This is a genomic window from Janthinobacterium sp. GW460-12-1-14-LB5 (assembly GCF_059423585.1).
The window spans coordinates 1-23,890 of sequence record NZ_JBWKYD010000016.1 but is presented as its reverse complement, the minus strand read 5'-3'; the positions used below and the strand labels follow the sequence as shown (position 1 = coordinate 23,890).

24 protein-coding genes and 1 pseudogene are annotated in these 23,890 nt (G+C 63.7%); 7 read left to right on the top strand and 18 right to left on the bottom strand.

What is annotated here, in order from left to right; genetic code table 11:
* Nucleotides 1-91: 91 nt before the first annotated feature.
* Both AC07X6_RS17400 and AC07X6_RS17395 read left to right on the top strand, forming a co-directional pair.
* Nucleotides 92-676 carry a GNAT family N-acetyltransferase gene (locus AC07X6_RS17400; protein WP_494791789.1) on the top strand — a complete coding sequence of 195 codons (585 nt, stop codon included), beginning with the start codon at nucleotides 92-94 and terminating at the stop codon, nucleotides 674-676.
* Between the two features lie 128 nt (nucleotides 677-804).
* Entirely contained in the window at nucleotides 805-2,283 is a 1,479-nt protein-coding gene (locus tag AC07X6_RS17395; protein WP_494791894.1) for an MFS transporter, read from the top strand.
* A 4-nt stretch (nucleotides 2,284-2,287) separates the two neighbouring features.
* Here the strand turns inward: AC07X6_RS17395 and AC07X6_RS17390 are convergent, their stop codons facing one another.
* The 3 genes from AC07X6_RS17390 to AC07X6_RS17380 form a co-directional block, all read right to left on the bottom strand.
* Complete coding sequence (locus AC07X6_RS17390; RefSeq protein WP_494791788.1) at nucleotides 2,288-3,337, bottom strand: alpha/beta hydrolase; 1,050 nt, start codon at nucleotides 3,335-3,337, stop codon at nucleotides 2,288-2,290.
* A gap of 29 nt (nucleotides 3,338-3,366) precedes the next feature.
* Complete coding sequence (locus AC07X6_RS17385; RefSeq protein ID WP_494791787.1) at nucleotides 3,367-4,809, bottom strand: alpha/beta fold hydrolase; 1,443 nt, start codon at nucleotides 4,807-4,809, stop codon at nucleotides 3,367-3,369.
* An 85-nt stretch (nucleotides 4,810-4,894) separates the two neighbouring features.
* On the bottom strand, nucleotides 4,895-7,180 hold the full coding sequence (locus AC07X6_RS17380) for a heavy metal translocating P-type ATPase (protein ID WP_494791786.1): 2,286 nt from the start codon (nucleotides 7,178-7,180) through the stop codon (nucleotides 4,895-4,897).
* A gap of 98 nt (nucleotides 7,181-7,278) precedes the next feature.
* Here AC07X6_RS17380 and cadR point away from each other — a divergent pair, with 98 nt between their 5' ends.
* Nucleotides 7,279-7,710 (top strand): Cd(II)/Pb(II)-responsive transcriptional regulator, encoded by a 432-nt coding sequence (cadR, locus tag AC07X6_RS17375; RefSeq protein WP_034787498.1) that lies wholly within the window; start codon nucleotides 7,279-7,281, stop codon nucleotides 7,708-7,710.
* Between the two features lie 12 nt (nucleotides 7,711-7,722).
* Nucleotides 7,723-8,805 carry a hypothetical protein gene (locus tag AC07X6_RS17370; protein ID WP_494791785.1) on the top strand — a complete coding sequence of 361 codons (1,083 nt, stop codon included), beginning with the start codon at nucleotides 7,723-7,725 and terminating at the stop codon, nucleotides 8,803-8,805.
* Here AC07X6_RS17370 and AC07X6_RS17365 read toward each other — a convergent pair.
* The 7 genes from AC07X6_RS17365 to AC07X6_RS17335 form a co-directional block, all read right to left on the bottom strand.
* A complete protein-coding gene (locus AC07X6_RS17365; protein ID WP_494791784.1) occupies nucleotides 8,802-10,352 on the bottom strand; it encodes a methyl-accepting chemotaxis protein in 1,551 nt (516 codons plus the stop codon). The genes AC07X6_RS17370 and AC07X6_RS17365 overlap by 4 nt on opposite strands.
* Before the next feature lie 60 nt (nucleotides 10,353-10,412).
* Nucleotides 10,413-10,868: a cache domain-containing protein gene (locus tag AC07X6_RS17360; protein WP_230537857.1), complete on the bottom strand. Its 456-nt coding sequence runs from the start codon at nucleotides 10,866-10,868 to the stop codon at nucleotides 10,413-10,415.
* A gap of 226 nt (nucleotides 10,869-11,094) precedes the next feature.
* Nucleotides 11,095-11,511: a hypothetical protein gene (locus AC07X6_RS17355; RefSeq protein WP_474291222.1), complete on the bottom strand. Its 417-nt coding sequence runs from the start codon at nucleotides 11,509-11,511 to the stop codon at nucleotides 11,095-11,097.
* A 28-nt stretch (nucleotides 11,512-11,539) separates the two neighbouring features.
* Nucleotides 11,540-11,926, bottom strand: a complete 387-nt coding sequence (locus AC07X6_RS17350; RefSeq protein ID WP_230537841.1) for a hypothetical protein — start codon at nucleotides 11,924-11,926, stop codon at nucleotides 11,540-11,542.
* Nucleotides 11,927-12,039: 113 nt separating this feature from the next.
* Entirely contained in the window at nucleotides 12,040-12,591 is a 552-nt protein-coding gene (locus tag AC07X6_RS17345) for a DUF4142 domain-containing protein (protein ID WP_494791783.1), read from the bottom strand.
* 100 nt (nucleotides 12,592-12,691) lie between these two features.
* On the bottom strand, nucleotides 12,692-13,342 hold the full coding sequence (locus AC07X6_RS17340) for an SMI1/KNR4 family protein (RefSeq protein ID WP_494791782.1): 651 nt from the start codon (nucleotides 13,340-13,342) through the stop codon (nucleotides 12,692-12,694).
* Nucleotides 13,343-13,345: 3 nt separating this feature from the next.
* Nucleotides 13,346-13,738 carry a MerR family transcriptional regulator gene (locus AC07X6_RS17335; protein ID WP_230537831.1) on the bottom strand — a complete coding sequence of 131 codons (393 nt, stop codon included), beginning with the start codon at nucleotides 13,736-13,738 and terminating at the stop codon, nucleotides 13,346-13,348.
* A 72-nt stretch (nucleotides 13,739-13,810) separates the two neighbouring features.
* Here AC07X6_RS17335 and AC07X6_RS17330 point away from each other — a divergent pair, with 72 nt between their 5' ends.
* Entirely contained in the window at nucleotides 13,811-14,602 is a 792-nt protein-coding gene (locus AC07X6_RS17330; RefSeq protein WP_494791781.1) for an SDR family NAD(P)-dependent oxidoreductase, read from the top strand.
* Nucleotides 14,603-14,608: 6 nt separating this feature from the next.
* Here AC07X6_RS17330 and AC07X6_RS17325 read toward each other — a convergent pair whose 3' ends face one another.
* The 5 genes and pseudogenes from AC07X6_RS17325 to AC07X6_RS17305 all read right to left on the bottom strand — a co-directional run bounded on the left by AC07X6_RS17325 (nucleotide 14,609) and on the right by AC07X6_RS17305 (nucleotide 19,597).
* Entirely contained in the window at nucleotides 14,609-15,889 is a 1,281-nt protein-coding gene (locus AC07X6_RS17325; RefSeq protein WP_494791780.1) for an NRAMP family divalent metal transporter, read from the bottom strand.
* Between the two features lie 82 nt (nucleotides 15,890-15,971).
* Nucleotides 15,972-16,475: pseudogene (locus AC07X6_RS17320) on the bottom strand (c-type cytochrome); the annotation flags it as partial.
* 255 nt (nucleotides 16,476-16,730) lie between these two features.
* Nucleotides 16,731-18,083 carry a S41 family peptidase gene (locus AC07X6_RS17315; protein WP_494791779.1) on the bottom strand — a complete coding sequence of 451 codons (1,353 nt, stop codon included), beginning with the start codon at nucleotides 18,081-18,083 and terminating at the stop codon, nucleotides 16,731-16,733.
* 266 nt (nucleotides 18,084-18,349) lie between these two features.
* Nucleotides 18,350-18,577, bottom strand: a complete 228-nt coding sequence (locus tag AC07X6_RS17310) for a hypothetical protein (RefSeq protein ID WP_494791778.1) — start codon at nucleotides 18,575-18,577, stop codon at nucleotides 18,350-18,352.
* 96 nt (nucleotides 18,578-18,673) lie between these two features.
* The gene (locus AC07X6_RS17305) at nucleotides 18,674-19,597 is read right to left on the bottom strand and encodes a LysR family transcriptional regulator (RefSeq protein ID WP_494791777.1); all 924 of its coding nucleotides are present in this window, start codon (nucleotides 19,595-19,597) and stop codon (nucleotides 18,674-18,676) included.
* Between the two features lie 101 nt (nucleotides 19,598-19,698).
* Here AC07X6_RS17305 and AC07X6_RS17300 point away from each other — a divergent pair, with 101 nt between their 5' ends.
* The gene (locus AC07X6_RS17300) at nucleotides 19,699-21,135 is read left to right on the top strand and encodes an amidase (protein WP_494791776.1); all 1,437 of its coding nucleotides are present in this window, start codon (nucleotides 19,699-19,701) and stop codon (nucleotides 21,133-21,135) included.
* Nucleotides 21,136-21,144: 9 nt separating this feature from the next.
* On the opposite strand, the gene AC07X6_RS17295 is transcribed toward AC07X6_RS17300, so the two are convergent.
* Together AC07X6_RS17295 and AC07X6_RS17290 are read right to left on the bottom strand one after the other, a co-directional pair.
* Nucleotides 21,145-21,567: a DUF2061 domain-containing protein gene (locus tag AC07X6_RS17295; RefSeq protein WP_230537817.1), complete on the bottom strand. Its 423-nt coding sequence runs from the start codon at nucleotides 21,565-21,567 to the stop codon at nucleotides 21,145-21,147.
* A 148-nt stretch (nucleotides 21,568-21,715) separates the two neighbouring features.
* Entirely contained in the window at nucleotides 21,716-22,117 is a 402-nt protein-coding gene (locus tag AC07X6_RS17290; RefSeq protein WP_494791775.1) for a nuclear transport factor 2 family protein, read from the bottom strand.
* A 92-nt stretch (nucleotides 22,118-22,209) separates the two neighbouring features.
* Here AC07X6_RS17290 and AC07X6_RS17285 point away from each other — a divergent pair, with 92 nt between their 5' ends.
* Nucleotides 22,210-22,794, top strand: a complete 585-nt coding sequence (locus AC07X6_RS17285; RefSeq protein WP_494791774.1) for a TetR family transcriptional regulator — start codon at nucleotides 22,210-22,212, stop codon at nucleotides 22,792-22,794.
* 36 nt (nucleotides 22,795-22,830) lie between these two features.
* Here AC07X6_RS17285 and AC07X6_RS17280 read toward each other — a convergent pair.
* Nucleotides 22,831-23,890 (bottom strand): chitinase (locus AC07X6_RS17280; RefSeq protein ID WP_494791773.1); only part of this gene is annotated, 1,060 nt, incomplete at its 5' end.

The window sequence follows — 23,890 nt, the reverse complement described above, 5'->3', positions numbered from 1 at the left end:
AACCTATCTGTTTTACAGATGGATTTTAACTTGAATGCCATTCAGGGGCGACATAAAATGCTTTTACTACTTCAATAACACGAGATCCGCCATGAAAAACGCCCAAGTCCATACCCCCGCCATCAGCTTCAGCTGGTGTCACGACGCCACCGCCGAAGATGCGCTGTGCAAGCTCTACCTTGATAACGTCAGCGCCGACTATATCTCCCATTCGGAGCTGCAGGGCGAACGGGCCGACGCGCCCGGCAACTGGCGCGCGGACTTGCCTGAAGTCATACGCGGCGAAATCCGCGCCGCCCTGTCGCACGACTGGACGCATGGCGATTCGACCCTGCTGGCCGTCGCCACCGCAGGCGACGCCATCGTCGGCATGGCCTTGGTGTCCATCGATACGCGCCAGCGCGCCTCGAAATCGTTCGCCGCGCTGGATGACCTGGTCTTGCTGCCTTCCGTGCGCGGCAGCGGCATCGGCAGCTTGCTGGTGGAGTGGGTGGCCGACGAGCTGCGCAGCCACGGCATCGCCCGCTTGTTCCTCGAATGCGGCGCGCACAACCTGACGGCACAACAATTCTTCCAGGGCCGCGGCTTCAAGCAAGTGTCCGTCGTCATGCTGCGCGAACTTGACGCAACCACAACGAGTGCCGCCGTGGATGACAAGGATGGCGACCGTGGCTGACGCCCGCCGCCCCCGACAAGCCCAGGCCCGTGGCAGCCTGGAACGTAAATATTTGCGCAGTACCAAATTCATCCAAACCGATAGTTGTTAAAAGTTACACTAAAATCCATGAGTTGTTTATGCATCCAATGAAAAAATGGCTGACGCTGGCCATCGTCTCCAGCGCCCTGTTCCTGATCGTGGTCGATATGACCGTGCTCTACACCGCCTTGCCCGCGCTGACGCGCGACTTGCAGGCCACTTCCTCGCAAAAACTGTGGATCATCAACGTCTACGCGCTGGTCGTCTCCGGTCTGTTGCCCGGCCTCGGCACCCTCGGTGACCGTTTGAGCCACAAACCCGTTTTCCTTGCCGGCCTGGCCGTGTTCGGCGTCGCCTCGCTGTGCGCCGCGTTTTCTCCTGCCGCGGAATGGCTGATCTTTGCCCGCGTGCTGCTGGCCGTCGGCGCCGCGCTGATGATGCCGGCCACCTTGTCCATCATCCGCCTGACCTTTACGGACAACCGCGAGCGTTCGTTCGCCATCGGCGTGTGGGCGGCGATTGCCTCCGGCGGCGCCGCGTTCGGCCCCGTGCTCGGTGGTTTCCTGATGGAACATTACTGGTGGGGTTCCGTCTTCCTGATCAACGTGCCCATCGTGCTGTTGACCTTGGTCCTGGCCACCGTCGTCCTGCCGAAACGGGCCGGTAACCGCGACAAGCCGTGGGACTTGAAGGGCTCGCTGCAAATCATGATGGGTCTGCTTGGCGGCGTGTATGCGATCAAGGAGCTAGGCAAGTCGCAGCCCTCGTATGCGCTGGCCGCCGCCTCGTTCGCCGTGGGCGCCTTCTTCATGCTGAAGTTCGTGCGCCGCCAGAAGCGCCAGTCCAAGCCGCTGATCGACTTCGCCCTGTTCCGCGAACTGCCGTTTTCCAGCGCCGTGGCCGCCGCCATGGTGGCGTCCGCCGCCCTGATCGGCATGGAACTGGCGCTGAGCCAGCACATGCAGCTGGTGCGCGAGCTGTCGCCGCTGGAAGCGGGCTTGCTGCTGTTGCCGCTGCCGCTGGCGTCCGTGTTTGCCGGTCCGCTGACGGGTTTCATGCTGCCGCGCGCCGACAAGGCCAAGGTCCTGTGGGGTTCGCTGCTGCTGTCCGGCATCGGCATGGCGTCGTATCTGCTGCTGCATGACGCCGCCGTCTCGGCGCAAGTGGCCAGCCTGGTGATCCTGGGCCTGGGCCTGGGCGCCGTCATGACGGCCGCATCGAGCGCCGTGATGCTCAACGTTGCTCCCCAGCAAGCCGGCATGGCCGCCTCGATCGAGGAAGTGTCGTACGAGCTGGGCGCTGTGATCGGCGTGACGGTGCTGGGCACCATCATGTCGGCCGTCTACAGCGCCACCCTGGTGATCCCGGAAAGCGCGGGCCTGTTGCCGAACGCGCACGACACCCTCGACGCGGCGCTGCTGGCCGCCGAGCAATTGCCGGCCGAACTGGGCTTGCAAGTGTCGGAACTGGCCCGCTCGGCCTTTGACAAGGCATTTATTGTTGTGCTGGCCACGGCTTCCGCCATCCTGATGGCGGCCGCTGCCACCATCCGCCACCTGCATCTGCGGGCGCGCCGCGCGGTTTAAGTGCTCAACGACCGAGCAGCGGCGCCACCTGGTCGCGCAAGACTGTCCATTGGGCGTCCAGCACGGCCTGGTTGGGATCGTGGCCGGCGCGTTTTACCACCGTAAAACCCTTGGCCGGCGCCGTGATGCTGTCGAAGTAGGTGCGCGCGATGGCGGGCGAGGTCAGCAGGTCCGCTTCGCCCATGATGAAGAACACGGGCAAGTCGAAGCGCGTGCCCAGCGCGGGCAGGTCGACCTTGGCAAACATGCCGTCGCCGCGCAGGCCGATGAACTGGATGTACGAGTAATCATCGGCCGCCTCGGCGGCGGCCAGCGCTTGCGGCGTGGCATAGAACGGCGCCGGCTGCCACCAGTGCTTCGGCGGCGCATCCGTTGCCAATCCCTCATATTTGCGGTCGAAGCGGCGCAGGATGCCGAAGTTGCGCGGATCGGTCCATGGCGGCGCACCGAGCGCCGTCAGTTTATTCACCGTGGCGCTATCGCCGGCTGCTTGCGCCAGCGCAAGCACTTCCCGGTACATGCCGCTCTCGTTGTCGCGCGCATTGACCACTTGCGCCGTGCCGATGTACGCGTGGAACAGGTCCGGCTGCGCCTTGGCCATGTGCGCGCCCAGGATCGATCCCCAGGAACTGCCCATCAAAATGACCTTGTCCTTGCCCAGGCGCTGCTGCAGATAGCGGGCCACGGCGATGCCGTCGTCGCGCATCTGTTCCACCGTCAGCGGCACGTCGTCCGTGGGCCGCTGTTTCGCATATGTCATGCCCGCGCCGCGCTGGTCCCATTGCACCAGCGTGTAGTGGCGCTCCCAGCCCGCATAGATGGCGTCCGCAAACGGACTCAAGGCATTGCCGGGGCCGCCATGGATGAAGAGGATCACGGGATTGCCGCAAGCGGCGCCCGTGACGGTGATCCATTGCCCGATGCCATTGATGGGCACATAGCCCTGTTCGCGCACGGCTTGCGCAGGCGAGGCGCAGATGGACGGCGAGGCGGGCGCCGCCTGCGCCGTGCCGATACAAGTTAACAACAGCAATGCCAGGCCTGTGATGCGCATATCGTCCTCTTCTATATAGTGTGGGGGAACTACAGCGTGCAATCCTGTGCCTGCTTGCCGGCAATAAAGCGGGCGCTGGCTTGTTCGAAACAGGCGGGCGCCGTCCACAGGATGAAATGCGGGGCGTTGTGCACGGTGGACAGCGACACCTTGCCCGCCTTGCGCTGCGTCAAGGCCTGCACTTGCGCCTGCGCACCCGCGTATGGCGTCTTCGGGTCCAGCGTTCCCTGCAGCACCAAAGTTGGCGGCACTTTCGCCGGCAGGGCGCCGAAATAGGCATCGCGCGGGTAGGTGGGCAAGCCGCCGCCCAGCAGGATGCGGGGCAGGGGACTGGTCAACAGCAAGTCCGCCTCTTCGCGGTCGAGGTCGGCGGCCGTCCAGTTGGGGCGCAACGATGGCTGCAGATTGTTTTCCGAATTGCTGATGATGCTGACCAGCGGAATCGACAGCGGCGACTGGGGATAGCTGCCCAGCCCGGCCGCCGCGTCCGTCAACGTGGCGCGCACGGCCGCCAGTTCCGTCTCGCCGCCCTGGTCCAGGTCGCGCAGCAGATACGGGATGCGGGCGCGGGCGGCCGGCACGTCGAGCATGCCGCCGAGGAAGTTTTTCAGGTTCTTGCCGGGGATCTTCGCCAGCAGGGCGGGATCGGCTTGCGCCTTGTCCAGCACGCGGCGGTACAAGGTGGCGGCCGGCTCGCCCAATGCCGCATGGCAAGCCGCATCCGCGTCGCAGCGGGCCAGCACCTGCAGGCCGACCTGGTTGACCACGTGCGAGCGCTGGCTCAAGTCCCAGCGCGCATCCGCTTGCGGCGGCACCAGCGAATCGAAAATGACGCCCTGGACGGGCAGCGGTCCCAGCTGCAAGGTGCGCAAGACCAGCTGCGTGCCGTACGACACACTGTATACATACACGGGCGGCCGCTTGCGCTTGCTCCGCTCGCCCTCGATCAAGGCTTTCAAGTCGCGCGCGGCCGTGGTGATGGAAAACTGCGCCGCGTATTCGGGCATCAGATTGATGCCCTTGAAGCAGCTGGCCCATTCGGCGCCGGCCAGCGCGCGTCCGCCCGGGCTTTGTTCCGATTCCTCCACCTTGCACAGGCGCGACGAATGGCCCGTGCCGCGATGGTCGGGGATCAGGAATTCGAAACCGGGAAAGCTGCGGCGCAAGGTGGGCAGCAGGCTGTAGAACGAAGCGCCCGATTCGCCGGGGCCGCCCGCCACCAGCCACAGCGTGCCCTTGGCGGGTTTGCCGGCTGGCACGTCGGCGGCAAACTTGCGCACGAAGACGTGCATGGCGTCCGCGTCGCCGACGGCGCGGCCCTGCGCATCGTAGCTGCCAGGCACGTTCAAGCCCGAGCAAAGGCTGCCGGGGGCGGCCGTATCGGAGCAGGGCGTGAAAAACATCGGTTCGGCGTGCAAGGAAGCGCCTGCCAGCAGCGTGGCCAGCAGGGTCAAACGGGGCAGGAAGGTCATCGGCTACTTTGGCGAAGGTGGAGGTCAAGCGCCAAAGTAGCGTTTTTTACAGCAATTGTCCAGATTGAAATATTTCTGACAGGATTTAGTTGCTCTTGCTGCCACGCAGCAAGCGGAGACCATTCGCCACCACCAGCAGGCTGGCGCCCACGTCGGCGAACACGGCCATCCACAAGGTCGCCGTGCCGGCCAGGGCCAGGCCAAAGAACACGGCCTTGATGCCGATGGCAAAGCTGATGTTTTGCACGAGGATGCCGCGCGTGCGCTGGCTCAGGCTGATGAATTCAGGCAATTTCCCCAGTTCATCGTCCATCAGGGCCACGTCCGCCGTTTCGATGGCCGTGTCGCTGCCGGCCGCGCCCATGGCAAAGCCGATGTCCGCCTGCGCCAGCGCCGGGGCGTCGTTGACGCCGTCGCCCAGCATGGCGACCACGCCGAACTGCTGCTGCAAGGCCTTGATTTCATCGAGCTTGTTTTCTGGCAGCAATTCCGCCTTGACCAGGCTGACACCGACTTCATCGCCGATGCGCTGCGCCGTCAGTAAATTGTCTCCCGTCAGCATCACTGTCGTCACGCCCAGCGCATTCAGGCGGGCAATGGCGGACGCTGCCGTCGGACGCAGCACGTCGGCCACGGCGATCACGCCCAGCGCACCGGCCGGGGTGGCCAGCACTATGGCCGTGTAGGCTTGCTGTTCCAGCCGCGCCAAAATCGCTTGCAGTGCCGGCGTCAAGAGCTTCAATTCCGTCATCAGGCGCGCATTGCCCAGATAATATGTCTGGCCATCGATATTGCCTTGCACGCCGCGTCCATGCAGGGCGGCAAACTGGGTGACGGGCAAGTGGCTGCCGGCGGGCGGACCCGCCTTGACGATGGCGGCGGCCAGCGGATGGGCCGAATTGGCGTCCAGGCTGGCGGCCAGCAGCAGGATGGCGTCGCGGTCGCTGCCTTCCAGGGCCACCACGTCCGTGACGGCCGGCTTGCCCATGGTCAAGGTGCCCGTCTTGTCGACGGCGATGGCCTTGATCCGATAACCCGTTTCCAGGAATTGCCCGCCTTTCACTAAAATGCCGCGCCGCGCGGCCGCCGTCAGGCCGCTGACGACCGTGACGGGCGTGGAAATGACGAGCGCGCACGGGCAGGCGATCACCAGCATGACCAAGGCCTTGTAGATCCAGGCCATGAAGGGCTGGCCCAGCAGCAAGGGCGGCAGTACGGCTACCAGAATGGCGAACACGACCACGGCGGGCGTGTAGTAGCGGGCAAAATTGTCGACAAAGCGCTGCGTGGGCGCCTGTTTGCCCTGCGTTTCCTCGATCACCTTGACGATCTTGGCCAGGGTGCTGTTGCCGCTGTTGGCCGTCACGGTGACGTCGAGCAAGCCCCGTTCATTGATGGTACCCGCATACACGACGTCGCCCACGGCCTTGTCCACCGGCATGCTTTCACCGGTGATCGGCGCCTGGTTGACGGACGACTCGCCGCTGGCCACCACGCCGTCGAGGGCGATGCGCTCGCCCGGTTTCACGCGCATGGTCGCGCCGATGGCCACCGTGGCGACGGATACTTGCTGCCAGGCGCCGCTGGCGTCGGCAACGGTCGCCGTGTCGGGCGCCAGCTGCATCAGGCTTTGCACGGCGTTGCGCGCGCGGTTCAGCGACAAGCCTTCGATCAACTCGGCGATGGCGAACAGGAAGATGACCATGGCCGCTTCCGGCCATTGGCCGATGGCGATGGCGCCGAAGACCGCCAGGCTCATCAGGAAATTGATGTTCAGGGTGAACGTTTTCAGCGCGATCCAGCCCTTTTTCAGGGTCGGCCAGCCGCCCGTGGCGATCGACAGCAGGGCCAGGGCGATGACGAGGGGCGAACTGTCTGCGTGCGTGGTCCACGCCAGCGCCTCGGCGCCGGCGGCAGCCAGGCCGGAGACCACCAGCAAGCCCTTTTGCATGCCGGACAGATTGCCTTCGTTCGGGTCGCGCGCGACGGCAGCGTCCGCTTCCATGGGAATGGCCTGCATGCCGATGCCGTGCAGGGCCGCTTCCACCGTGGCCAGCGAGGCCAGGGTGTGATGCACGTCGAGCACGCGGTTCATCAGGTTGAAATCGAGGCCCACGACGCCCGCCATATTGGCCAGCTTGTTGCGGATCAAGCGTTCTTCCGTGGGGCAATCCATGTTGGCGATACGGTATTTGGCCGTGTTGGCGCCCGCGATGGGAGCGCTGGGCAGGGCTGGCGCGGCATTGGCCGCAGGCGTGGACGAGCACGCATGCTGGCTGGAACAGCAACTGGCCGCCTTGGGTGCATGCTCATGCTTGTGCTCATGGTCGTGCTTGTGCTCGTGGGTATGATCGTGGCTATCGTGCGGCATCGCATTCGTCCTTCCGGTTTCGTGTATGCTTCCATTAGAAACCCTGTAGCCGCTACAGGGTCAAGAGAATTTGCAAGAAAGAATGAAAAGGGGATGCCATGCGTATCGGAGAACTGGCCAAACGGACAGATTGTGACGTGGAAACCGTGCGTTACTATGAAAAGGCGGGCTTGCTGCAGGAACCGGGGCGCAACAGCGCCGGCTACCGCGAATACCGCGAAGAACACCAGGAACGGCTGCAATTCATCCGCCATTGCCGCTCCTTGCAGATCGGCTTGACCGATATCCGCGCCTTGCTGGAATTTAAGAACAATCCCGCCGAAGGCTGCCAGAGCGTCAACGAATTACTCGACCACCATATCCTGCGCATCGCCGAGCAGATGGCGAACCTGCAAACCCTGCAGCAGCAACTGGTGACCCTGCGCCACCAGTGCGACCAGCCCCAGCCGTCGCAAGACTGCGCCATTTTGCAAAACCTGTCCGAGGCGGCCAGCGGCCACGACTGCGCCTGCCATACCGAACTTCATTGAACCGATTGCTGCATGCTGAAACTGTTGCCTAAAAAAACTTTACTCACCTTGTCCCTGCTGTCGCCGCTGTGCCATGCGGCCGATGCGCCGGCCGCCGCCGGCCACTACCTGACCCTGTACGCCGCCCCCGGCGTGCCGCAAGACGATGATCCGTACACCTGGAGCACGGTGGGCGGCAAGCAACTGACAAAGGGCGTGACCAAGGCGGACGGCCGCGCCTATCTCAAAGGGGAAGAGGGCGAAGAAAACTATATTTTGAAAACCGTCAGCATGCGCTGGCAGCTGAAGGTGCCGGCCCGGTGCTGGCAGGGCGCGCCCGAGGCTTTCCTCGATTGCGTCAAGCTGGCCAAGACCACCAGCCGCTATGACGAGGAGCAAGAGGCGCTCAAGCTGGCGGAACAGCAGAAAGAATTGAAAATGCAGGCCAGAATCGCCGCCTATGCGGTGGAAGCCCAGGCCAACGACGATGCACTGGCCTGGCTGGGCCGCTTGCCTTCGAGCTGGACCCTGGAAGGCTATGGCAAGCGCCTGCTGGGCATCGGCGACAAGATCTCCAGGTACATCGCCGACGAAGTGCCGCAGGACGGGCCCGACGCGCGCCAGTTCGTCTGCCGCGCACCGGCCTACTATGGCCCCGTGCCGGACCAGGCAGCCGTCGAGGCCTGGCTGGGATCGCCTGATGAAGTGGGCAAGGTACGCACCGGCCCCGCCTGGAATGCGCTGGTGGCGGCAGGCGAAAAGGGTAACTGGATGGCCCGTCTGGAACTGTATTACGCCTTGTCCGGCGCCAATGTCAGCGAACTGAGCCTGCTGGAACAGTACCGCATCGTGCAATTGATGGAATGGCTGCACAAGAAGAAGATTAGCGGCCTTTACAGTTATTTCATCGGCGCCATGCCGGTCGCTCCCGGCAGCAACTACAGTGCCATCTGGCGCAGGCGGGATCAGGTTTTTCTGTATTCCGCGCAACTCGGTGATTACCATCAACAATTCCGCATGGGTAATGTCTTGCGGCGGGAAACCGACCCCGCGCTGGTCGAAATAGGCAAGGCCATGCAAGCCTGTTCCCGGGCCGCCATGCCGCACCGGCGCTAACGCGGCAGCAGCGGCGGGCCACCGTCGCCCAGGCGGAAGGCGTCGACCACGCGCAATAGATCATGCGCCTGGTCCTGCATGCTTTGCGCGGCGGCGGCCGATTGCTCGACGAGGGCGGCATTGCGCTGAGTCAATTCATCCATTTCCGTGATGGCATTGTTGACTTCCTCGATGCCCTTGCTCTGGCGCTGGCTGGCCGCCGTGATGTCGTTCATGATTTCCGTCACCTGCTGCACGGAGGCGACAATATCTCCCATGGTGCGCCCGGCGCTGTCGGCCAGCTCGCTGCCTGTTTCTATGCGGGCCACGGAATCCTCGATCAGTTGCTTGATTTCGCGCGCCGCCGTGGCCGAGCGCTGCGCCAGGCCCCGCACTTCCGTGGCGACGACGGCAAAGCCGCGTCCCTGTTCGCCCGCGCGCGCCGCCTCCACGGCCGCGTTCAGGGCGAGGATATTCGTCTGAAACGCGATGCCGTCGATGACGGCGATGATGTCGACGATGCGCCCGGAGCTGGCCTTGATCGAGCCCATCGTCTCGACCACCTGGCCCACGACGCGCCCGCCTTCCAGCGCCACGTTCGAGGTCGACAGCACCATCTGGTTGGCCTGGTGCGCATGGCTGGCGTTTTCCTTCACGGTATCGGTCAGGGCATGCATGGATGAGGCTGTTTCCTGCAAGGAATGGGCTTGCGACTCGGTGCGGGCCGACAAGTCCGCATTGCCGAGCGCGATTTCACTCGCTTCCACCGTGATGGTGGAGCCGGCCTGGCGTATGTCGCCCAATAAGGTGTTCCAGTTTTTCAATACGGTGGCCAGGGCGCGCGACAGCTTGCCCACCTCGTCGTTGCCCTGCGCCTCAATGCGCATGGTCAGGTCGCCGGCGGCCAGCGACTCGGCGGCGCGGCAGGCTTCGTCGATGGGGCGCACGACGGAACGGGCCACCCAGGTGGCGATCAGGGCCAGCAAGGCAAAGCCGATGGCCATGGTGCCCAGCGACAGCCAGCCGGCGCGCTGGCCCGCATTTTTTGTCTCCTGCAGCGCGTCGACGGTGCGGTGGTCGAGATTCTGCAGCACCTGGCGCAGCTGGCCCCGCACTTGCTGGTAGTGCGTGGAGGCATTTTGCATCGCCGCCACGCCCGTATTCGGGTCCATCGACGCCAGGTCCAGCGCCTGCGCCACGCTGGCGCGGTAGCGCTCAAGGCCTGGCAGGGCCTGGGCCGCTTCCGTGGCGGCGCCCGGGAATTTCTGCAGTTCCTTCAATCCTTGCGCAATGGCATTGAGCTGGCCATCCGTTTGCGTGCCGAATTGCTTGAACTGTTCGTCCGACAGGCTGGCGGCGATGGCGATCTTCGCAAACGCATCGGCATGCACCTGGCCCAGGGCAATAGCTTGCTGGTTGGCAAGCCGCTCGGCCGTCAGGGTGACGTCTTTCAGGTCGCGCATGCGGCTTTCGTTTTGCTGCATGGCGAAGTAGGACAAGGCCCCCATGGCCAGCAGGCAAGCCAGCGCAACCACCGGGACGATCAACATCTTCTGTGCGATTTTCATCGGAACCCATATCGTCAAGAGAGCGGAAAACCATCCCGGCGCTGGCGGCGCGGCGGCTGGCTACAGGTAAATGCCGCCGCAGACGACGGTGTCGGCCAGTTTTTCGCAGTACATGGCCTTCGGTTCGATCTTCTTGTTTTCCGGATTCGTGAATTTGTATTCCTGCCAGAACGTGCCCTTGCTCTTGGCCAGGTCGACTCTTTCCTTGACGAAGGCCTTGCCGTCGATATCCTTGAGTTCGATCAAGTTCTTGCCCACCATTTTCGGGTTGGCGCCATGCGCGACGACCGTGCCGTCGAGTTTATACACGACCAGGTACAGGTCGTGCAGGATGAATTGCGGCGCCTTGGCCGTGATCTCGCCATATGCCTTGGCGTCGCCGGCGCTCTTGATGTAGGACACGCCTTTCTTGACCATGGCTTCGGCGTCGGCGCGCGTGGCGCCGCCTTCGGCAGCGCTGGCCGTGCTGGCGGCAACGATAAGGGCCAGGCAAAGGGCGGGGGTGAACTTGGGCATGAGTGTCTCCTTCAAATTGCGGCAAGGGATGCCGGCAGGGAACCGGCGCGGTGGGGGAGTGCCGACGGTTCATGGTAGCGCGATGCCAGCGGGCATGCGCTGGTGCAACAAATTTTTTTTCAGTGGGGCGTTTTCGCAACATCGCGCGCACGTTGCCGAAATGGATCTTTCATAGGGGAAAGGCCACTACCGGCTATCGATACGCTAGTGTGGCATCCGCACCGCACTACCAGGTGGATTGGTCTTCCGCCGCCGCGCGCGCCAGGTCGTCGCGCCAGTCCTGCTGCACCAGCCGGTAGATATCGGCAAAAAAGGCGCGCGGATCGGCCATTTCATCCCACATGGCGGGCAGGGCGTGCGTGCTTTCGGGGTCGTGTTCGAGGATGGCCTGGAAATCGTAGGCGGGGTCTTGCAGCGCCTGCGCCAGCACGGCCACCAGCGCGTGGCGGTGGCGGTAGCTCAGTTCCTTGTATTGCGAGGTGATGTCGCGCCGTATCAGGGCCGCGCGCTGGACCGGGTCGTTCATGTCCCAGGTGTCCAGCTCCACACCCATGGTTTCTTCGCGGTCATACACGTCGAAAGGGCCGAGGAAATAGTGGAGCGTGGGAAGATAGGGAGCGTCGCTCCAGGGGCCTCGCAGCATGGGAGTCTTTCGTTTGATTGCTACAGGGTTACGCGCATTCGGGCAAGGTCCAGCCTTCGTCGCCCATGTCCGTCGGGTAGATGGCGCGGGTCTGGTTCTGGCCCCAGCGCGCATGGTCGAGAATGCCGTCTTCATGCATGTCCAGCACCCATTCGGTGCTTTCCAGCAAGGTGCCATCCTTGTGATAGACGCGGAAGAAGGTGGAAGTGCTGAGGGCGCGCACGATGTTCTGCGGCACGCCGTCGCCATAGTGGGGCACATAGGTCTTGATCACGCACGTGCCTTGGTCATTCCATTCCTGGGCATACACGGTGGCATTGCGCGCCGCGCTCACCTTGATGAATAGCCAGGCTGCCAGCAAAATGGCGAACAGGAGGGCGGCGGCGATCAGGCCGGTTTTCTTGAGTAGCTGCATGTGGTCATGGCGGAGCCAAAAACTGAGTTGCCGCATTGTATGTCAAGTGCGGAAATACTTGCCGTACAGCACGTACGGCAAGCATTTATGCGTTTATTGCCGGGTATGGCCGTCTATTTCGCCAGGGACGCCTGCAGGGCGTTCGCCATCTCCAGGTGATGTTGCAACGCCGGCAAGGTTTTCGCGGCAAAGGCCTTGATGTCGGGATCGCTGGCCTTCTGGCTGGCGTCCGTGAACAGCTTCACGGCATCCTTGTGCGCCGCCACGCCGATGCTGGCCGCATATTCCTTGTCGAACTGCGCGCCTTCCAGGCGGCCCAGCTTGTCGAGTTGCGCCTGGTGCTTCTTGCCGGGCTGGTCGCTGACCTCGATCTGCTTGCTGCTGGCCAGCTGTTTCAGCTCGTCCGCCACTTTCGTGTGGTCCGTGACCATGGCATCGGCGAATTTCTTCACTTCCGCATTGCTGCTTTTACTTTGCGCCACTTTGCTGGCGGCAATTTCCGTGCTGCCCGCGTCGGCCGCCTTGCTGAGGAATTGCTTGTCGTACGCACCGGGCGCGGCGGCGGCGATGCTGTTGATGGCGATGCCGCTCAGCAGCGCCACGGCGGCGCCGATGGCGACGCTTTTCAGGGAGGGCGCGCGGGAACTGGTGGTGGGGATAGGCATGGGAACTCCTTTCGGGTGTGGTTTTTTCTGCAAGCTGATGACAATGTTAAGCCAGCAGTCCGCGCACACACATAGGACACTGTCGAAGCTCCCAGTAGGACTAGTCCTGTTCGTTAGCGCACAGTTCGACTTGTTTCAGGGCAAACAAGGCGGCGATGCCCGCATCGCGGCGCCAGGCGGGCATGCCGATATCGAGCCATTCCGCCATCGCGTCCAGGTGCGATGGCTCCGAAACGCTGTGTTCGATTTCATCGAGCACCGTGTCGCGGTCGATGTACAGGCTGTCCAGCCAGGCGTCGAACGAGGGCGCCAGTTCCATCAGGCCGTGGGCGCGCTTGCCCGTCCAGTCCGGCAACTCCTGCACATAGGCCAGCACGCGGCCGCCGCCTTCGTCCGTCAAGTCCAGGTAAAGCATGGAATTGCCGCCATCGCGGGCGAAGGGCAGGATTTTCACGGGCATGTCCGCATGCTGGCGCGCGGCGCGGATTTCGCCGACCAAGGTTTCATCGCAGAAATCGCCCTCGTCGGCGCTGAAAAAGGTATTGAAACCCATTTTTTCCACGCCGCCATTGCCGTCCGGCACGTCCGTGGTGTAGTCGAACCAGGCGCCGTTGGCCGCTTGCAGGAAAGCCAGGAAGGCGGGCGGCAACGGTGCTTCCAGCAAGGTTTCGATGGCGGCGATCTGCTGCGCCGTGGGGGCAGGCTTGGTGCCCTCGAGCGCCAGGTGGCGGTACTGCGTGTAATAGGTCATCGATTATCCTTGTAATTTTCTTGCGGCCGCCACGCCATCGTCGCAGCCCGTCTCCACCTTGGCCAGCGCATCGACGAGGCCGGCCCGCAGCACGGCCATCGAGCGGGCCTTGTCATCGATCTGCGCGATCTTCGTTTCCAGCATGGCCCGCTTGGTGGCCGCATCGAGCGCATTTTCCTGCCAGACGGCAATGACCTCGGCGATTTCCTTCAAGGTAAAGCCCAAGGCCTTGGCGTGGCCGATCAGCTCGATGCGCCGCAAGGCCTGCGCCGAGTACTCTTTATAGTTGTTCGTCATGCCCGGCTGCGGGGCTTCGTCCAGCAGCCCCTGGCGCTCGTAGAAACGCACCGTGTCCTTGCTGACGCCCGTCAGGCGGGTGATTTCTCCGATACGCATGGTTTTTCTATTGACCGTGGACTAAAGACCACAGTTTATAGTAAAAACACTTTCAACTACGACACTTTTGCCATGACCGCCTTCAACTACACCAAGCAGACCGTGCTGATCACGGGCGCCTCGTCCGGCATCGGCCGCGTCTTTGCGGAAACCCTGGCCGCGCGCGGCGCGCATTTGCTGCTGCTGGCCCGCTCCGGCGCCGTGCTCGAGACGCTGGCCGCCGACCTTGCCAAGCGCCACGGCATCCGCGCCCACGCGCTGGTGGCGGACTTGAGCCTGCCTGGCGCCGCACAGAACGCCCATGCGCAGGCCTGCGCGCTGGGCATGCCGCCCGACGTGCTGATCAATAATGCGGGTTTTGCCACGCATGGCAGGTTCGAGACCATCCCTCTCGCGCACCAGGCGGCCGAAGTGACCGTCAATTGCACGGCCCTGATGGAACTGACGCACTGCGCCTTGCCGCACATGCTGGCGCAAAAGCGGGGCGCCATCATCAACGTGGCGTCCACGGCGGCCCTGCAGCCCGATCCCTACATGGCGGTCTACGGCGCCAGCAAGGCTTTCGTGCTGTCGTTTTCGGAAGCGTTGTGGGCGGAAAACCGCAGCCGCGGCGTGCGCGTGCTGGCCCTGTGCCCGGGCGCCACGGAAACGGCCTTCTTTGACGTGGTGGCCGCGCCCGAAGCGGCTGTGGGCAAGCGCATGGATCCGCAAGCCGTCGTCGACGAAGCGCTGCGCGCGCTTGACCGGGGCCGCAGCAGCCACGTGGCGGGCCGTCCCAACCGCCTGCTGGCATGGCTGCCGCGCTTGCTGCCGCGCCAGACCGTGCTGGGCATCGTGGAAGGCATGCTCAAGCCACGGACTTGATGCGCATCAAAACGCCATGGTGGCGAACATGGCCAGCACGGCCGTCGCCATGACGCTGGTCGACAGCCAGCCCAGCGCCCGCAGGCGGCGCGAAATGGTCAAGGTGCCCATGATGGCGGGGCGCGACGCCATCACCATCATCAGGGCCATGATGGGCACGGAAATGACGCCGTTGATGACGGCGCTCCAGTACAGGGCCTTGATGGGGTCGAGCGGCGAAAAGCACAGGGCCGCGCCCAGCATGGTGGCGCCGATGATGATGGCGTAGAACTTCTTGGCGGCCCGGGGCGCCAGTTCCAGGCTGTTTTTCCAGTGAAAGGCGCCCGCCATGGCGTAGGCGGCCGAGCCGGCCAGCACGGGAATGGCCAGCAAACCCGTGCCGATGATCCCCAGGCTGAACAGGGCGAACGCGAAGTCGCCCGCGATGGGGCGCAGGGCGGACGCGGCCTGGGCGGAGGTGTCGATGTGCGTGATGCCTTGCGCGCCCAGGGTCACGGCCGTCGTCAGCATGATGAAGAAGGCCACCAGATTGGAAAAACCCATGCCGATGGCCGTGTCCATCTTGATGCGCTGGAATTGCCGCGGCGCCTGTTCCGGCGCGCGGCGCAAGGCTTGTGCGCTGGCATCGGCCTGCAAGTCCTCCACTTCCTGCGAGGCTTGCCAAAAGAATAAATAGGGACTGATCGTGGTGCCGAACACGGCCACGATCATGGTGACCGAGGCGGCCGACCAGGCGAACTGTGGCCAGACGGTGCGCAGCGCCACTTCGCTCCAGGGTATGTGCACGGTCAGCACGGTGGCCACATAGGCCAGCAAGCCCAGGGTCAGCCATTTCAGGATGCGCACGTATTGTTGATAGGGAATGAAGACTTGCAGCAACAGCGACAGCAGCCCGAAGCCCACGGCGTACAGATGCGTGGGGCCGCCGATGATCAGGGTCAGGGCATCGCCCATGGCGGCCACGTCGGCGGCGATATTGATGACATTGGCCAGCAGCAACAAGCTGACGATGGCGTACAGCAAGGATTTCGGATAATGGCGGCGGATATTCGTCGCCAGCCCATGGCCGCTGACCCGGCCGATCTTGGCGCTGATGACCTGGATACCTAGCATCAGGGGAAACGTCAGGCACACGGTCCACAGCATGCCGAAGCCGAACTGGGCGCCCGCCTGCGCATACGTGGCGATGCCGCTGGGATCGTCATCGGCCGCGCCCGTAATCAGGCCGGGCCCCAGCTTGCCCAGCCAGGTGTCGGATGGGTCGGCCTGGCCGCTGTCGGTCTGCATGCGTCGCTCCTGCGTGATGGAGCGAGCAGCGTATCACAGGCGGGCGGAGGCCAGAAGGGGCGCCGCCCGGGAAATTCATGCCTCAGTAGCGCGCATCCTTGGGTTTGCCGCCCTTGGGCCAATCCTTGACCTTGTCGGGGAAGTCCGGACGGGGCATGTGGGTAAAATATTCGGCCACGTCGACGGCGTCCTGGTCGGACAGGTTGCCTTGTCCCAGCGGGAATTTCTGGCCGTGCCCCATCACCATATTCGCCTTGACGAAGCCGGCCGCCGTGTAGGTGCGGGCCATGCCGGCGCCAATGTTGAAGGAACGGTCACCCCACAGCGGCGGGAAGGCGACGACGCCATTGGCGCCACGGATGCCTTCGCCATTCGCGCCATGGCAGACGGCGCATTGCTCGGCGTACACTTTTTTGCCATGCACGGGATCGGGCAGCAGAGCCCGGTCGATCTTCGCCACGCCGCGTCCCGCCACCTTGTCGCCCGCCTGCGTGGCGCCCTTCATCCAGTCGATGCAGGCGACCATCGCCTGCAGGTCGGGGCCGTCCACGGGCAGCGGCTTGCCGTGCATGGAGCGGCGGTGGCAGGTGGCGCAGAACTGCAGGTAGCCGAGGCCGCCCCGCGTGTTGTACAGCGCGTCGTTGCTGGCCGCCACGAGGGGCGCCGTTTTCTTCGGCGGCGCGGCCGCGCCATCCCTGGCGGGCAAGCCGTGCAGGTAGTGCGCCTGCATGCCGTCGGGCGTGATATTCGTGCTGTAGATGGGGTTGTAAGCCGGAACCGCCGAAATTTCCGTCACTCGACCTCGGCCCAGCGGCGCGAAACTACTTTCGGCAGTCTTGCTCTACGGATTAGCGCCTAAAGGCTTCGCTAATGCGATGCGCGCATGCAAGGCATTGATCAACGCACGCTTGTCGAGCGGGCTGTCGGGCAGGATCAGGTCAGGGTAGACCAGTTCCGGCGTACGCGCACCGGACGGCCGGTCGAGAATGAAGCGCGGCACTATGACGCCCCATTTGCTGTTGGGCAGCACCATATGCTGGATGCCGCCGCTCTGCCGGGCGCGCGCGTAACCGCTCTCGCCGACCAGCGTGCCAAACTTGAAGTCCTGCATCGTGTTGATGAACAGGATGGACGAGGAATACGTGGTGCGGCCGATCAGCACATAGGTCTTGCCGGAAAAATGCAGCGGATTAGCCAACTCCGGTTGGTGCCAGGTTGCAATTTCACCGTGCACGATATCGCCGACCTTTTCGGTGCCGCTAGCACGCCCTTCGATCACTTTCTTTTCGTAGGTAGAACCGTGCCGGTAAGGTTTGTCGGCAAGGTAGCGCAGCAAACCCTCTTTCCACATGTCGTCGTCGCCACCGCCATTGTCACGCACATCGATCAGCAGGGTGCTCACCTTGGCGTCGCGCAATGTCGTGAATACCTTTTTGGTAAACGCATAAAACAATTCCTTGTCTGGCCACAGGAAAGTGCCCACGGTCAGCAAGCCGACGCCGCCGGGCAGCATCTCGAAGTGATACGCCTTGCTGAAGTCGGAGTCCTTGGAGGGAGGCAAGGCAACGGCGGCGCGGGTGATGCGTTGCGGCCCGGCCGGCGTGGCCAGCGTCAGGTCGAAGCGGGCCGGCGTGCCATACGATTTCCAGTAGAAGCGCCACCAACGGCCGGAGAGCAGGTTTGCGCGCAGCGTGGCGTTGTCGCCGAAGGTGAGGGCCAGCAGCTGGCTCGTCACCTGGCGCGCGGGAACGCCGTTGATCGTTTCAATCCGCATCGACGCCAGTGCGCTGGGCGCACCGCCAACTTCCGCGCGAATGATCAATTCGCCGCTGACATTGACCTGCACCTCGAACGGGAAAAAGCCGCCTCCGGCAGCCATATGCGCGGCGGCGTCCGGACCGAAGTCGCCCATCGAGACCTGCAGGTGGGCGTCGTTATACACGGGGTTCAGCGCGCCGAACACGCGCCAGGCCTCATCGCGCGTCATCGGGGTTTGCAGCTGGCGCTCCAGCTTCCCGTAAGCCTGCTCTAGCTGCGCCGGATCTGCCGAGTAGGCGACATTCGGGTGAGTTTTCTGGATCGATTTTTTCAGGAAGGCTAGATCTTCCTGCAACTGGATAACTGAAAGCAGAGGCGGGACGGGCGCGACTTCAGCCAAAGCAGGCGCGACTGTCAGCAACAGTCCCAACATCATAAGAAACGAACGGCATGGATTGCGCATTGAACAAAGACCTTTATAGAGTGGTGGCTAATTTATACAAGCAATTTACATACCAGAAAAATAATAGTACACCATCCGGCCCAGCGCGCCGATTTGCGCTGGCCCGGCGCTTGTCTGCGTACGTCCTGCGGACGCTATCGGCAACGGGCTGACGTCTTTAATGCATCGCTATAACTTGCAAATGACCGGAGATAACGGTCTGTCGTAAAACACATTTCGGCGGTTCCGGCTTACACCCCCTAGATGGTGCCGAACGGCGTGTTGAGTTCCAGGCCGCCTGCCATGGCGGCGCCGTTCGGGCTGGTATGGCAGGCCACGCAGTCGCCCAGGCGGGCGACGTATCCGCCGCGCTTGATCAGTTCAGCCGACGTGACTGACGCCGCCGTCGCGCCAAGCCGGCTGAACATCGAGGGGGAAGAAGCAGGAGGGCGGCGCGAACCGCGGTGCAGGATGGAAATGGCGTTCATGGTGACCCTTTATTATTACGCGCAAGCTTACGCAGTCGTCACCACGGCGAACATTGGGAAGTTCTTTCGAACAACTAGGTAATCTTCCCTGGTGTTTTACGCTGGAAAATCGTGTAGGGGTGCCTGCAAGCTGGCCAGGATGCGCTCGCGCAGCCAGCGGTGCGCCGGGTCCAGATGCATGCGGTCGTGCCAGACCATGGCCATTTCGTAGTCGGGCAGGGCGACGGGCGGCTCCCACGTGCGCAGCGCGCCCAGCGCATTCTTCAGCAGGCGCGACGGCAGCAAGGCCACCATGTCGGACGCTTCCAGCAAAGGCGGCACGATCAGGAAATGCGGCACGGACAGCACCACCTTGCGCGTGCGCCCCAGCTTTTCCAGTGCCGTATCGACGTTGCTGCGGAAGCCGCCGCCGTTGGGCGAGACGACGATGAATTCCAGTGCGCAGAACTGGTCGAGGTCGGGCGGCGATTGCAGCAGCGGGTGGCCGTGGCGGCCCGCCAGCACGTAGTGCTCGGTAAACAAGGTGCGGTGGCGCAAGCCGGGCGGCGCTTCTTCCTGCGCCAGGAAACCCAGGTCGACCTGGCCCATTTCCAGGTCGTGCTCCATGCGCGCCGGCACGGCTTCGAACACGGCCATGCGCGACAACGGCGCCTGCGCGCGCAGGGACGGCAGCATCGGCAGCAGGATCGCATACTCGGCGGCGTCGGCCGCCGCCAGGTTCCAGCGCACCTGGGCCGTGGCGGGATCGAACGCCGATTCGGGCTGCAAGACCTGTTCCAGCTGGGCCAGCACGGCTTGCAACGGTGCCAGCAGGGCCAGCGCCCGCGCCGTGGGCAGCATGCCGCGCGGGCCGGGCAGCAATAGCGGATCGTCGAAGGCCGCGCGCAGCTTGCCCAGCTGCACGCTGACGGAAGGCTGGCTCAGGTGCAGCCGCGCGGCCGCCCGCGTGACGTTGCGTTCGATCAACAGGGCATTCAGTGTCAGCAGCAGGTTCAGGTCCAGCTTGCGTAAATTGTCCATGACTATACCTTGTATATCAACTATTCATTTCCGCTATGATAGCGCAAGCCCTACAGTTGTTCCTGTGACTTCTATTCTTCACCTTTTACAGGAACTAACTGATGCAACTCCATGAATATACAAGCTTTGATGGCTTAGGATTGGCCCAGCTGCTGCGCGAGGGCCGCGTCTCGGCCGCCGAATTGCAGGACGCGGCCCAGCGCGCCTGCGCCGCCGTCAACCCGCAGATCAATGCCGTGGTTGAGCTGTGGCCGGCCGATTTGACTGACATCGACAACACCGCGCCATTCGCCGGCGTGCCATTCCTGATCAAGGATGTGGCCGTCACGATGGCGGGCCAGCGCAGCGAAGCGGGCAGCCGCCTGGGCGCCGGCCATGTCGCCGCGTTCGATTCCCACCTGATGACGCAGTTCCGCGCAGCGGGCCTGGCCACGTTCGGCCGCACCAGCACGCCGGAAATGGCGTTTGCCACCACCACCGAACCCGTTTTATATGGCGCCACGCGCAACCCGTGGAACGTCAACCTGAGCGCGGGCGGCTCCAGCGGCGGCGCGGCGGCGGCCGTGGCGGCCGGCATCGTGCCGCTGGCCCATGCGACGGACGCGGCCGGTTCCATCCGCGTGCCGGCCGCCTCGACAGGCCTGTTCGGCTTCAAGCCCAGCCGTGGCCGGGTCTCGAACGGCCCCGCCATGGACGAAATCTTCAGCGGCCTGGGCGTGCAGCTGGGCGTGAGCCGCAGCGTGCGCGACAGCGCCGCCTTGCTCGACTGCGTGCAGGGAATAATGCCGGGCGAACCCTATGTGACCTCTGCGCCCGGCCACAGCTGGCTGTCGCAGGTCAGCCAGGAACCGGGACGGCTGCGCATCGCCGTGCAGCGCATGGCCTGCAATGGCGCCCAACCCGTGCCTGCCGTCGATGCCGCGCTGCAAGACACCGTGCGCCTGCTGGAAAGCCTGGGCCACCATGTGGAAGAAGTGGCGCCCGCGCTGGGCGTGTCGTGGCAAGCATTTGTCCACGCCAACGCCGGCATCTGGTGCGCCAACCTCGTGCCGTGGATAGCCGGCCTGGCGCAGGAAAGCGGGCGCGCCGTGTCGCCCGATACGCTGGAACCGTCCACTTTGGCCTGCTACCGGTACGGGCAGACGGTGTCGGCCGTCGATGTCGTCGCCGCGCTCGACGTGCGCAACACGGTCACGCGCCAGGCCGGCGCCTTGTTCGGCCGGTACGACGTGCTGCTCACGCCCACCATGCCGGATGTGCCGTGGCCGCTGGGGCGCTATGGAGAACAGCAGGAACAGCTCGATGGGTTGGGCTGGACGGCGCGCCTGTTCGAGCATTCGCCGTACACGCCGCTGGCCAACGTGGCGGGCTTGCCGGCCATGTCCGTGCCGCTGGGCATGTCCAATGATGGCTTGCCGATCGGCATGCAGTTCATGGCCGGGTATGCAAACGATGGAACCTTGCTGCGCCTGGCCGGCCAGCTGGAGCGGGCGGCGCCGTGGGGGCAAAGGCGGCCGCCTGTGTGGGCGGGTAATTAAGAAGGGCGATTACAGCGCCGCGAGCTGCGCCGCGCCACGGCTTTCCATACGAAAACGAAATCGTTCCCACAACCGGTCATGGAAGGGCAGCACGATCACGTTGCAGATCGGCTCGACCACGGCCAGCAGGCCGCCGAAGGCCATGGAACCCGTGGCCCAGTACATGACGCCGAAGGCCACGCCCATGTGCATGGCCGTCTGGCTCAGTTTTTCGCCAGCCAGGGCGGCAAAGCCCAGGCGGCTGGCCGCATAGCGGCGGCGGATCGCGTGCCAGGCTTTTTCATGCATGGGCAGCAAGCCCACGTTGATGACGGGTTCGATGATCGCGGCCAGGCCACCGAGTGCCAGCGAGCCCGTCAGCAAATAGGCGAGGCCGAAGGCGATCGACATGTGCGTGCAAACCTGGCTGAATGTTTTGATGGCAGTGAACAAGGGATGCTCCTTTCTGTTGAATTCGCTTATCCTTGATTTAGATAGTAACGATTCTCATTTACAAAAGGAAGCAAAATATTTCAACCACATCTATAGTTTAAAACTATCACAAGAAAGACATTCATTTGCAATGATGCAAGACGCCCGTTCAGGCAACCGCCGTCGCCTGCGACCAGACGGCTTGCCAGCGCCCATCGCGCCATTCGTAGCTATCCATATGCCAATAGCGGGCGCGCGGCACGGCGTGTCCGCCAAAGACGATTTCCAGCTGCGCCTGGTAACGCAGGACGGCGGCCGTGCCGTACAGGCGCACGCTGATCGCTTCCGGTTCCCAGCTCACATAGCGCATGTGGCCGGAGGCGATGGCGCCCAGGTAGTGTTCCCGCGACAGCATGCTGCCGATGGGCGTGATCAGCTGGAAGTCGTCGGCGTGCAGGGCGCGCGCCGCTTCCGTATCGGCAGCCACGAGGGCGCGCAAACGGCAGCGTTCCGTGTGGCGCAGCAGGTCCATCTGTTGTTCTTCAGTCGGTGCGGCATTGAAATCGTGCATGGCAGTCCTGTTCGGGTAGGTGATTGACACTTTGACGGTTTTTGTCCAAAAGTCATGTTGACACTATATGACCATAGTGTCAACATGCGCGCATGACAACCGATACCCCTAAAAGCCAGCAGATCCTCGATGCGGCGCTGGCCGTGTTTTGCCGCTACGGCTACCGCAAGACGTCCATGCTCGATATCGCGCAGGCGGCCGGCATGTCGCGCGCCGCGCTATATTTGCACTTCAAGAACAAGGAAGACGTGTTCCGCGCCGGCTCCGAACGGGCCCATGCGACCGTGATGGCGCACGTGGCGGCGGCACTGGCCGAGCCCCGTCCCGTTCTTGCGTGCATCGAAACGGCGCTGCTGGCATTCCAGCAAGGCTTGATGGCGGAAATTTCGGCCAGCGCCCACGGACAGGAGTTGTTCGATGCCAACATGACCCTGGCTGCCGGCATCACCTTGACGGCGCGGGCAACCTTGGTGGCGTCGCTGGCCGGCGCGCTGGAACAGGCCGAAGCGGCAGGCGACATCGCGCTGCACCGGGTGGACGCGACTGCCGCGCAAGTGGCCGCCTTGCTGGTGGCCGCCATGGATGGCATCAAGCACACGCAAGGGGGAGGGGAGGCCTTGCGCCAGGGCATTGCATTGCAGATGCGCGTGCTGGGCGCGGCGCTGCTGCGCATGTGAGCGGCAAAGCCCGCATGCGCAGTCGGGCAATGCCGCTTACGGCAAGGTTTTCAGGACATTCTTCGTCGGCACGGAGAAGTTATAGCCGTCGTGGCGGTCCCAGTTGATCGACCACGTCATCACGCCGCGGAAGTCCGGATACGCCTGCAATGGCTTGATGGTGCCGCAGTTGAGCAGGCGCGTCAGGCAATTCAGGGCATTGCTGACGTCGGCATTCGTCGTGAAGCCGGAGCCGGCCGAGCTGCGGCCCGACGGCACGCCGAAGCCCACCTGGTCCGGACGCAAGCCGGCGAAGGTATTGCCGCCATAGTTAAAACCCTCGATCAGCATGCGCGCCGTGGCCACCAGCTGGTCGGCCGAACCCGCCTTGATGGCGCCCATGGCGTACGGCGTGTAGATGTCGCCATTGTTGTAGTACTGCGGGTGCAGCACCGTCAGCTCGCTGCGCAAGGCATTGATGATGGGAATGTAGGCGCCCCAGATGCTGCCGTAGCTCGTGTAGCCCCCCTCCACATACACCCATTCCGGCGCCATCGACAAATAAAAGCTGCTGCCGACCTTGGTTTTCAGGTTTTTCACGGCGATCGGCAGATAGGTCTGGATGGCCGCGCCTTGCGCCACGCCGTTTTCCAGGTCCAGGTCGATGCCGTCGAAACCGTATTTGGTGATGATGGCGTACAGGCTGTTGGTGAAATTCGTCGCTTCGGCCGTGTTGCCGACGGAAACGGAACCGTTTTGCCCGCCCAGCGACAGGATGACTTTCTTGCCCTTGGCCCGCTTGGCGGCCACGTCGGCGATGAATTGCGCTTCCGTGCCCGCGCCCGGATCGATGGTGAGGCTGACATTGCCGCCGCCCGCGTTGTCGCCGAACGAGACGACGATCACGTCCCAGTCGTCGCTGACCTGGCTGATCGGATACGTGGCGCCGCTGGGGTTGGTGAAGTTGTGCCAGTAGCCGATCAGCGCGTGCTTCGCCAGGCCGGTGGGCGTCGGCGTCGGCGTCGGCGTCGGTGTTGGCGTGGGTGTCGGAGTCGGAGTCGGTGTAGGTGTCGGAGTTGGTGTAGGCGTCGGTGTCGGGGTGGGAGTTGGCGTAGGC

Excerpts from the sequence above, each read along its gene's own strand:
- AC07X6_RS17400 (WP_494791789.1), top strand. The coding sequence starts at position 92 with ATGAAAAACGCCCAAGTCCATACCCCCGCCATCAGCTTCAGCTGGTGT.
- AC07X6_RS17395 (WP_494791894.1), top strand. The coding sequence starts at position 805 with ATGAAAAAATGGCTGACGCTGGCCATCGTCTCCAGCGCCCTGTTCCTG.
- AC07X6_RS17390 (WP_494791788.1), bottom strand. The coding sequence starts at position 3,337 with ATGCGCATCACAGGCCTGGCATTGCTGTTGTTAACTTGTATCGGCACG.
- AC07X6_RS17385 (WP_494791787.1), bottom strand. The coding sequence starts at position 4,809 with ATGACCTTCCTGCCCCGTTTGACCCTGCTGGCCACGCTGCTGGCAGGC.
- AC07X6_RS17380 (WP_494791786.1), bottom strand. The coding sequence starts at position 7,180 with ATGCCGCACGATAGCCACGATCATACCCACGAGCACAAGCACGACCAT.
- cadR (WP_034787498.1), top strand. The coding sequence starts at position 7,279 with ATGCGTATCGGAGAACTGGCCAAACGGACAGATTGTGACGTGGAAACC.
- AC07X6_RS17370 (WP_494791785.1), top strand. The coding sequence starts at position 7,723 with ATGCTGAAACTGTTGCCTAAAAAAACTTTACTCACCTTGTCCCTGCTG.
- AC07X6_RS17365 (WP_494791784.1), bottom strand. The coding sequence starts at position 10,352 with ATGAAAATCGCACAGAAGATGTTGATCGTCCCGGTGGTTGCGCTGGCT.
- AC07X6_RS17360 (WP_230537857.1), bottom strand. The coding sequence starts at position 10,868 with ATGCCCAAGTTCACCCCCGCCCTTTGCCTGGCCCTTATCGTTGCCGCC.
- AC07X6_RS17355 (WP_474291222.1), bottom strand. The coding sequence starts at position 11,511 with ATGCTGCGAGGCCCCTGGAGCGACGCTCCCTATCTTCCCACGCTCCAC.
- AC07X6_RS17350 (WP_230537841.1), bottom strand. The coding sequence starts at position 11,926 with ATGCAGCTACTCAAGAAAACCGGCCTGATCGCCGCCGCCCTCCTGTTC.
- AC07X6_RS17345 (WP_494791783.1), bottom strand. The coding sequence starts at position 12,591 with ATGCCTATCCCCACCACCAGTTCCCGCGCGCCCTCCCTGAAAAGCGTC.
- AC07X6_RS17340 (WP_494791782.1), bottom strand. The coding sequence starts at position 13,342 with ATGACCTATTACACGCAGTACCGCCACCTGGCGCTCGAGGGCACCAAG.
- AC07X6_RS17335 (WP_230537831.1), bottom strand. The coding sequence starts at position 13,738 with ATGCGTATCGGAGAAATCACCCGCCTGACGGGCGTCAGCAAGGACACG.
- AC07X6_RS17330 (WP_494791781.1), top strand. The coding sequence starts at position 13,811 with ATGACCGCCTTCAACTACACCAAGCAGACCGTGCTGATCACGGGCGCC.
- AC07X6_RS17325 (WP_494791780.1), bottom strand. The coding sequence starts at position 15,889 with ATGCAGACCGACAGCGGCCAGGCCGACCCATCCGACACCTGGCTGGGC.
- AC07X6_RS17315 (WP_494791779.1), bottom strand. The coding sequence starts at position 18,083 with ATGATGTTGGGACTGTTGCTGACAGTCGCGCCTGCTTTGGCTGAAGTC.
- AC07X6_RS17310 (WP_494791778.1), bottom strand. The coding sequence starts at position 18,577 with ATGAACGCCATTTCCATCCTGCACCGCGGTTCGCGCCGCCCTCCTGCT.
- AC07X6_RS17305 (WP_494791777.1), bottom strand. The coding sequence starts at position 19,597 with ATGGACAATTTACGCAAGCTGGACCTGAACCTGCTGCTGACACTGAAT.
- AC07X6_RS17300 (WP_494791776.1), top strand. The coding sequence starts at position 19,699 with ATGCAACTCCATGAATATACAAGCTTTGATGGCTTAGGATTGGCCCAG.
- AC07X6_RS17290 (WP_494791775.1), bottom strand. The coding sequence starts at position 22,117 with ATGCACGATTTCAATGCCGCACCGACTGAAGAACAACAGATGGACCTG.
- AC07X6_RS17285 (WP_494791774.1), top strand. The coding sequence starts at position 22,210 with ATGACAACCGATACCCCTAAAAGCCAGCAGATCCTCGATGCGGCGCTG.